7 protein-coding genes are annotated in these 6,000 nt (G+C 72.5%); 6 read left to right on the forward strand and 1 reads right to left on the reverse strand.

Annotated elements, in window-relative coordinates:
• Positions 1 to 28 precede the first annotated feature (28 nt).
• The 5 genes from ABFX50_RS32945 (at position 29) to ABFX50_RS32965 (ending at position 3,930) form a co-directional block, all read left to right on the forward strand.
• Positions 29 to 331: an antibiotic biosynthesis monooxygenase gene (locus tag ABFX50_RS32945; RefSeq protein WP_183643456.1), complete on the forward strand. Its 303-nt coding sequence runs from the start codon at positions 29 to 31 to the stop codon at positions 329 to 331.
• 90 nt (positions 332 to 421) lie between these two features.
• Complete coding sequence (locus ABFX50_RS32950; protein WP_346151895.1) at positions 422 to 1,336, forward strand: ABC transporter ATP-binding protein; 915 nt, start codon at positions 422 to 424, stop codon at positions 1,334 to 1,336.
• A 1-nt stretch (position 1,337) separates the two neighbouring features.
• Positions 1,338 to 2,120, forward strand: coding sequence for an ABC transporter permease (locus ABFX50_RS32955; RefSeq protein ID WP_346151897.1), 783 nt, complete (start codon positions 1,338 to 1,340; stop codon positions 2,118 to 2,120).
• Positions 2,121 to 2,131: 11 nt separating this feature from the next.
• A complete protein-coding gene (locus tag ABFX50_RS32960; RefSeq protein ID WP_346151899.1) occupies positions 2,132 to 3,295 on the forward strand; it encodes a sensor histidine kinase in 1,164 nt (387 codons plus the stop codon).
• Positions 3,286 to 3,930 carry a response regulator gene (locus ABFX50_RS32965; protein ID WP_346151901.1) on the forward strand — a complete coding sequence of 215 codons (645 nt, stop codon included), beginning with the start codon at positions 3,286 to 3,288 and terminating at the stop codon, positions 3,928 to 3,930. Before ABFX50_RS32960 ends, ABFX50_RS32965 begins: the two co-directional genes overlap by 10 nt.
• Here ABFX50_RS32965 and ABFX50_RS32970 read toward each other — a convergent pair whose 3' ends face one another.
• The gene (locus ABFX50_RS32970) at positions 3,931 to 5,091 is read right to left on the reverse strand and encodes an FAD-dependent oxidoreductase (RefSeq protein ID WP_346151903.1); all 1,161 of its coding nucleotides are present in this window, start codon (positions 5,089 to 5,091) and stop codon (positions 3,931 to 3,933) included.
• A 97-nt stretch (positions 5,092 to 5,188) separates the two neighbouring features.
• On the opposite strand from ABFX50_RS32970, the gene ABFX50_RS32975 reads away from it, so the two are divergent.
• Positions 5,189 to 5,857, forward strand: a complete 669-nt coding sequence (locus ABFX50_RS32975) for a TetR/AcrR family transcriptional regulator (RefSeq protein ID WP_346151904.1) — start codon at positions 5,189 to 5,191, stop codon at positions 5,855 to 5,857.
• Positions 5,858 to 6,000: the final 143 nt, after the last annotated feature.

Genomic DNA, 6,000 nt, shown 5'->3' on the forward strand with positions numbered 1-6,000 from the left:
TCCTCCTAAGCGTTCGAAGGAGACCCCGATGAGCACGACAGTCGAGCTGACCCGCTTCACGGTGGCGCAGGACAGGACCGAGGCGATGCTGGCCGCGCGTCCGGGGATGCTGGCCGATTTCCGCGCCGACAGGGAAGGCTTTCTCGGCGCCCGCCTGGTGCGGCTGCCGGGCGGCGAGTGGCTGGACGTCGTGGAATGGCGCTCGGCCGACGACTTCGCCGCCTCCCGCCGCAAGGGCGCCAACCTGCCCGGCATCGCCGCGTTCTTCGCCACGATCGCCGAGCTGGTCAGCGCGGAGGAGGGTGTCCTCGCCGACGACGCCGAGCGGTGAGCTCGGCGGTCCGGTTACGGGTTTCCGCCATCGAGGTCGGCGGCAGGCCCCCATGGTCGCCGCGCCCCCCGCTGCCTAGCGTGGTCCGACGTGATCAGTCTCAAGGGTTTGAGCAAGCGCTACGGCGACAGGATGGCGGTCGACGAGCTGACCCTGGAGGTGAGGCCGGGCGCGGTGACCGGGTTCCTCGGGCCGAACGGGGCCGGCAAGTCGACCACGATGCGCATGATCCTCGGGCTCGACCGTCCCACGGCGGGCACGGCGCTCATCGGCGGCGTGCCGTACCACCGCATCGAACATCCGCTGCGGAAGGTGGGCGCGCTGCTCGACGCGCGGGCGCTGCATCCAGGACGCAGCGGGCACGCCCACCTGGTGGCGATGGCGCGCAGCAACGGCATCGCGCGCGGCAGGGTCGCCGAGGTGCTGGAGACGGTCGGTCTCGGCGAGGCGGCGCGCAAGCGGGCCGGCGCGCTGTCGCTGGGCATGAGCCAGCGCCTCGGCATCGCCTGCGCGCTGCTGGGCGACCCCGAGGTGGTGATGTTCGACGAGCCCGTCAACGGCCTCGATCCCGACGGCGTGCGGTGGGTACGCCACCTGATGCGCTCGCTGGCCGACGAGGGCCGTACGGTGTTCGTCTCCAGCCACCTCATGAGCGAGATGCAGCTCACCGCCGACCATCTGGTCGTGCTGGGCAGGGGGCGGCTCATCATGGACGCGCCGCTGGCCGAGGTCATCGCGCGCAGTTCGCTGACCGCCGTGGTCGTGCGCACGCCGCACGCCGCCGACCTGGCCGTACGGCTGAAGGCCGGCGGCGTCGCGGTGGAGCGTGTCGGCGAGAACGAGCTCGTCGCCACCGGCGTCGCGATCGAGCGCGTCGGCGACCTGGCCCACGAGGCGGGCATCAGGCTGCACGAGCTGCGCACCCGCGAGGCCTCCCTCGAGCAGGCCTACCAGGAACTGACGGCGAGCAGCGTGGAGTACGGCGCGCAGAAGGCGGGGGTGTGACATGCGGCAGGTGATCGGCGCCGAATGGGCGAAGCTGTGGTCGGTCCGCTCCACGTGGTGGTGCCTGGCGGGCTTGACGGCGCTCATGGTGCTGAGCGCGCTGACGCTGGGCGGCGCGACGGCCACGGACCTGATGAGGGAAGGCGTGCGGAGCGCCCGCTTCGCCGTGAGCGAGCCGGTGGTCTCGGCCACCACGTTCGCGCAGTTCGCCCTGGTCGCGCTGGCGATGCTGGTGGTCACCTCGGAGTACGCCTCGGGCAGCGTCAGGAGCACGTTGCAGGCCACCCCGATCAGGGGCCGGATGCTGGCGGCGAAGGCGCTGGTGGTGCTGCCGGTGATGTTCGTCGCCGGGGTGCTGTCGGGAGCGCTGGCGACGGCGGCCGGCTACGTCGTCCTCTCCCTCGACACCTTCGGCGGCCACGCGGCGCTGCCGCTCGGGGAGGTCACGCTCGACCTGCTGCGCGTGGGCGTCTTCTTCGCCCTGGTCGCGGTGATGACGCTCGGCGTGGGCACCGCGATGCGCAGCGCGGCAGGCACGCTCACCGTGGTGTTCATGCTGCTCATGGGGCTGCCGCTGATGCTGTTGATGGCGGGAGGACCGGCTGCCGTCGAGGTGTCGCTGCGCATGCCGCTCTTCGCCGGGCTGGCCTTCATGGAAAGCACCGACAACATGACCGGCGGGCCCATCCCGTACCCGGCGGGCGAGGGGCTGGCGTGGCTGCTGGTCTGGACGGCGGCGGCGTTGGCGGCGGGCTATGCCGTCCTGCGCGGGCGCGACGCCTAGACTCTGTGGCCGTGTCAGCCAACCGGGTCATGCGCGCGCTGGTGGGAGTGCTCGCGGGCATGGCCCTCGGCGTCGTCGAACTCGCCTTCCTCCTCCTGGCCTGGCCCGTCACGCTGCTGCCCGCCACCCTGTTCCCCGCCGCGCGGCCGGCCGTCGGCAGAGGCGCCGCGAGGCTGCTGACGCTGGAGCGGGCCAGGCTCGCCACGTGGCTCGAACACTCTCCGACGGGGGAGGGCGGCGGCTACGGCTACCTGGCCGTCCGCGCGGCGGTGGGCGTCGTCGGCGGCTACTGCTGCGCGACGCTGGTCTTCCTCAGCGGCCTGCTGCTGGTCGGCGGGGTGTGGGAGCTGATCGGCGGCCACGCGCACGTGGTCCCTGTGAACCTGCCCGGTGTGAAGGTGGTCACCAACAGCGCCGCGGTAGGGATGAGCGGTGCGGTCGCGCTGCTGGCGCTGACCGTGCTCGCCGTCCTGGCCATGGGGACGGCCGAGCGGCGGCTGGCCGACCACTTCCTCGGTCCCGGCAGGCACGAACTGATGCGCAGGCGCATCGCCGAGCTGACCGCGACCCGTTCCGGCATCGTCAGGGCCGTCGACGACGAGCGGCGCAGGATCGAGCGCGACCTGCACGACGGCGTGCAGCAACGAGGGGTGGCGCTGGCCATGCTGCTCGGCCGCGCCAAGCACAGCCCCGACCAGGCCAGGACGGCCGAGCTGGTCGCGCAGGCCTACACCGAGTCGCGTCAGCTCCTGGACGAGCTGCGCAGCGTGGCGTGGCGGATCTACCCGACCGCGCTCGACGAGCTCGGCCTGCGTGCCGCGCTCGCAGGGGTGGCCGAGCGGGCCGGTGTGCCGGTGACCGTCCACTACGGGCTGACCGAGCGGCCCGTCTCCGAGGTCGAGACCGCGCTCTACTTCGTGGCCAGGGAGGCGATCACCAACGCGGTCAAGCACGCGGGCGCGCGTGACATCCTGGTCGTGTTGACCGAGGACGAGCGGACGGTGAGCGTGGCGATCTCCGACGACGGCGCGGGCGGCGCCGACCCCTCGGGCGGCGGGCTGTCGGGCCTGGCCAGGAGGGTCCTGGCTCTCGACGGCGAGTTCACCGTCGAGAGCGCGGAGGGCGGCCCCACCAAGATCGCCGCGAGGCTGCCGAAGGCGGCGCCGTGCGGCTGATCCTGGCCGACGACTCCGTGCTGCTGCGCGAAGGGTTGAGCCGCCTGCTCGAAGACGCGGGGCACGACGTCGTCGCGGCCGTCGGCGACGCCGATGCGCTGCTCGACGCGGTCGAGCGGCACGAGCCCGACGTGGCGGTGGTCGACGTGCGCATGCCGCCGACGCACACCGACGAAGGGCTGCGCGCGGCGGTGGAGATCCGCGAGCGCTGGCCAGGCGTCGGCGTGCTCGTGCTGTCGCAGTACGTGGAGAAGACCTACGCGGCCACGCTCCTCGCGGGCACCACCGAAGGGCTGGGCTACCTGCTCAAGGACAGGGTCTCGGAGGTGGCCGACTTCCTCGACTCCCTCGAGCGGGTGCGGGGCGGCGGCACGGTCTTCGATCCCGAGGTGGTCAGGCAGCTGCTCGCCCGCACCACCCACGCCGACCCGCTCAGCAGGCTGAGCCCGCGCGAGAGCGAGGTGCTGCGCCACCTCGCCGAGGGGTTCGTCAACGCGGCGATCGCCGAGCGGCTGCACGTGTCGCTGAGCACCGTCGAGAAGCACGTCAACGCGATCGTCGACAAGCTCGACCTGCCGCGCGACCCCGGCTACAGCCGCAGGGTGCTGGCGATCCTGCGCTACCTCGACGGCTGATCATGGCCTGCCCCCGAGGGTGCCCAGGTCGTGGGTGTAGAGCCAGGCCGTGGCCCTGTCGTAGAAGTGCCTGAAGACGATGGGCATGATCAGTTCGTTGAGGCGGCGCCTGAACGGGCCCGCCGTCTTGGCGTCGCGGTTGCTCGCGGCCGAGCGGGACAGCTTGCCCACCCTGGCTCTGCGCAGGCGGTCGTACGCGGCCAGGCCGTGCTCGACGGTGGCGGCGCTCGCCACCGACTGGGCCAGGACGACGGCGTCCTCGATGGCCATCGAGGCGCCCTGTCCCGCGCCGACCGGGTGCGCGGCGTCGCCGACGAGCACGACACTGCCGCCGTGCCAGGTCGGCACCTCGGCCAGCGTGTGCATGAGGGTCGGACGGTGCAGCAGCGTGGTCGCCCTGATGATCGCGCTCGGCTGCCGCTCGGCCCGGTGGAGCGCGGCGAGGCGCTCGAGCCACTGCTCGTCGCTCACCCCCGCGAGTTCGGGCTGCAGGGGCTCGGCCACCTGCGCCGACCACCACACGGTTCCGTCGGGCGCGCCGAGGTGCAGGAAGGCGCCGTTGCGGGCGAAGACCATGTTGAACGTGCCAGGCTTGGACGCCACGCCCTCGGCGATGCCGGAGACGGTGTAGAGCCCGGCGTAGGCGGGGGAGGGGGCCAGGGGGTCGAGGGCCCGCCTGGTGGCCGACCACAGGCCGTCGGCTCCCACGAGCAGGTCGGCGCAGGCGCTCGAGCCGTCGGCGAAGCGCGCCACGACGCCGTCGCCGTCGGGGGTGGTCCCTGTCAGCCGCCTGCCCGTGACGATCCGCGCCCCGAGGCCCCTCGCGTGCTCGCGCAGCGTCTCGACCAGGCGGCCGCGCATCAGGGTGGTGCTGAACAGCGGGTCGTCGGCCCGCCGTCCTCGCGGCACCTCACCGAGGAGTTTGCCTGAGGCGGCCCACATGCGCTGGTCGGGTACGGCGAAGCCGGCCTGCCGTACCTGCTCCATGCAGCCGAGCGCCCGCAGACCGCGCAGGCCGTTGGCGGCCAGGCTCAGGAACGAGCCCACCTGACCGGCGGGGTCGGCATGGGACTCGTAGACGGTGACCTCCGCGCCGATCCTGCGCAGCGCGATCGCGCAGGCGGTCCCTGCCACACCCGCGCCGATGACGATGACGTTCACGCACACGCCTGAATTCATGTTCGGTGAATCTCTATTCGGTGAAAGCGAACTCAGTATGCTGAGCGGCGAAGATGCGCGTCAAGCGGAAGGGGCAGCGGTGGGAGTGCGCAAGGAGAAGGCGGCGGGCACCGAGGCGGCGCTCAAGGAGGCGGCGCGGCGGCTGTTCGTGGAGCGCGGCTTCCCCAACACGAAGATCACTGACATCACCCGAGCGGCGGGCCGGTCGACGGGCTCGTTCTACGACCACTTCACCGACAAGGACGACCTGCTGCAGTCGTTGCTGCGCGACATGGAGGCGCAGGCCGACGCGGGCCTCGACGCCGGCGAGCACGAGCGCGACCACGATCTGGCCGACCGCGACCAGCTCCGCCGGCACCTCGCCGTCTCGTGGGGCGTCTTCCGCGACCATCTGCCGGTGGTGACGGCGCTGTTCCAGTCGATGATGTCCGACTCTCCGGGGTCGGGCAGAGTGTGGGAGAGCCTCGCCGCCGAGACCAGCCCGCTGCGCGACCACCTGGAACACATGCGTGAGCAGGGTCAGGTCCTGCCGGGCCCGCCCGAGCTGGTCGCCGCGGCCATGGGCGCCATGACCTCCCTGCTCGGCTACGCCGTGCTGACGGGGGGCGACCACGCCCTTGCCGCCTCCGACGACGAGATCGTCGACACCCTCACCGCGCTGCTGCACCACGGACTGGCCGGCGCGCCCACCTGTGAGCAGTGCGCCGGTGTCGTCCCCTCTGCGGCGGGCGAGTCGTTTTCACCGTGACGGCGGAGCCGGGTCCGGCGTGCCCCGGCGCAGGACGTTCGGATTTGAGGGGGGAGGGCCGGGACCGGGCGGGTGAGCCCGGGTCGCGGCCCTTGGTGTGTCCGGTGGCGGCGGGTCAGGCCAGGGTGTCCTGGAGCTTGATC

It is taken from the genome of Nonomuraea recticatena (assembly GCF_039533245.1).
In the GTDB taxonomy this organism is placed as follows: Bacteria; Actinomycetota; Actinomycetes; order Streptosporangiales; family Streptosporangiaceae; genus Nonomuraea; species Nonomuraea roseola.

Coding starts and splice junctions, on each gene's coding strand:
- ABFX50_RS32945 (WP_183643456.1), top strand. CDS start 29: ATGAGCACGACAGTCGAGCTGACCCGCTTCACGGTGGCGCAGGACAGG.
- ABFX50_RS32955 (WP_346151897.1), top strand. CDS start 1,338: ATGCGGCAGGTGATCGGCGCCGAATGGGCGAAGCTGTGGTCGGTCCGC.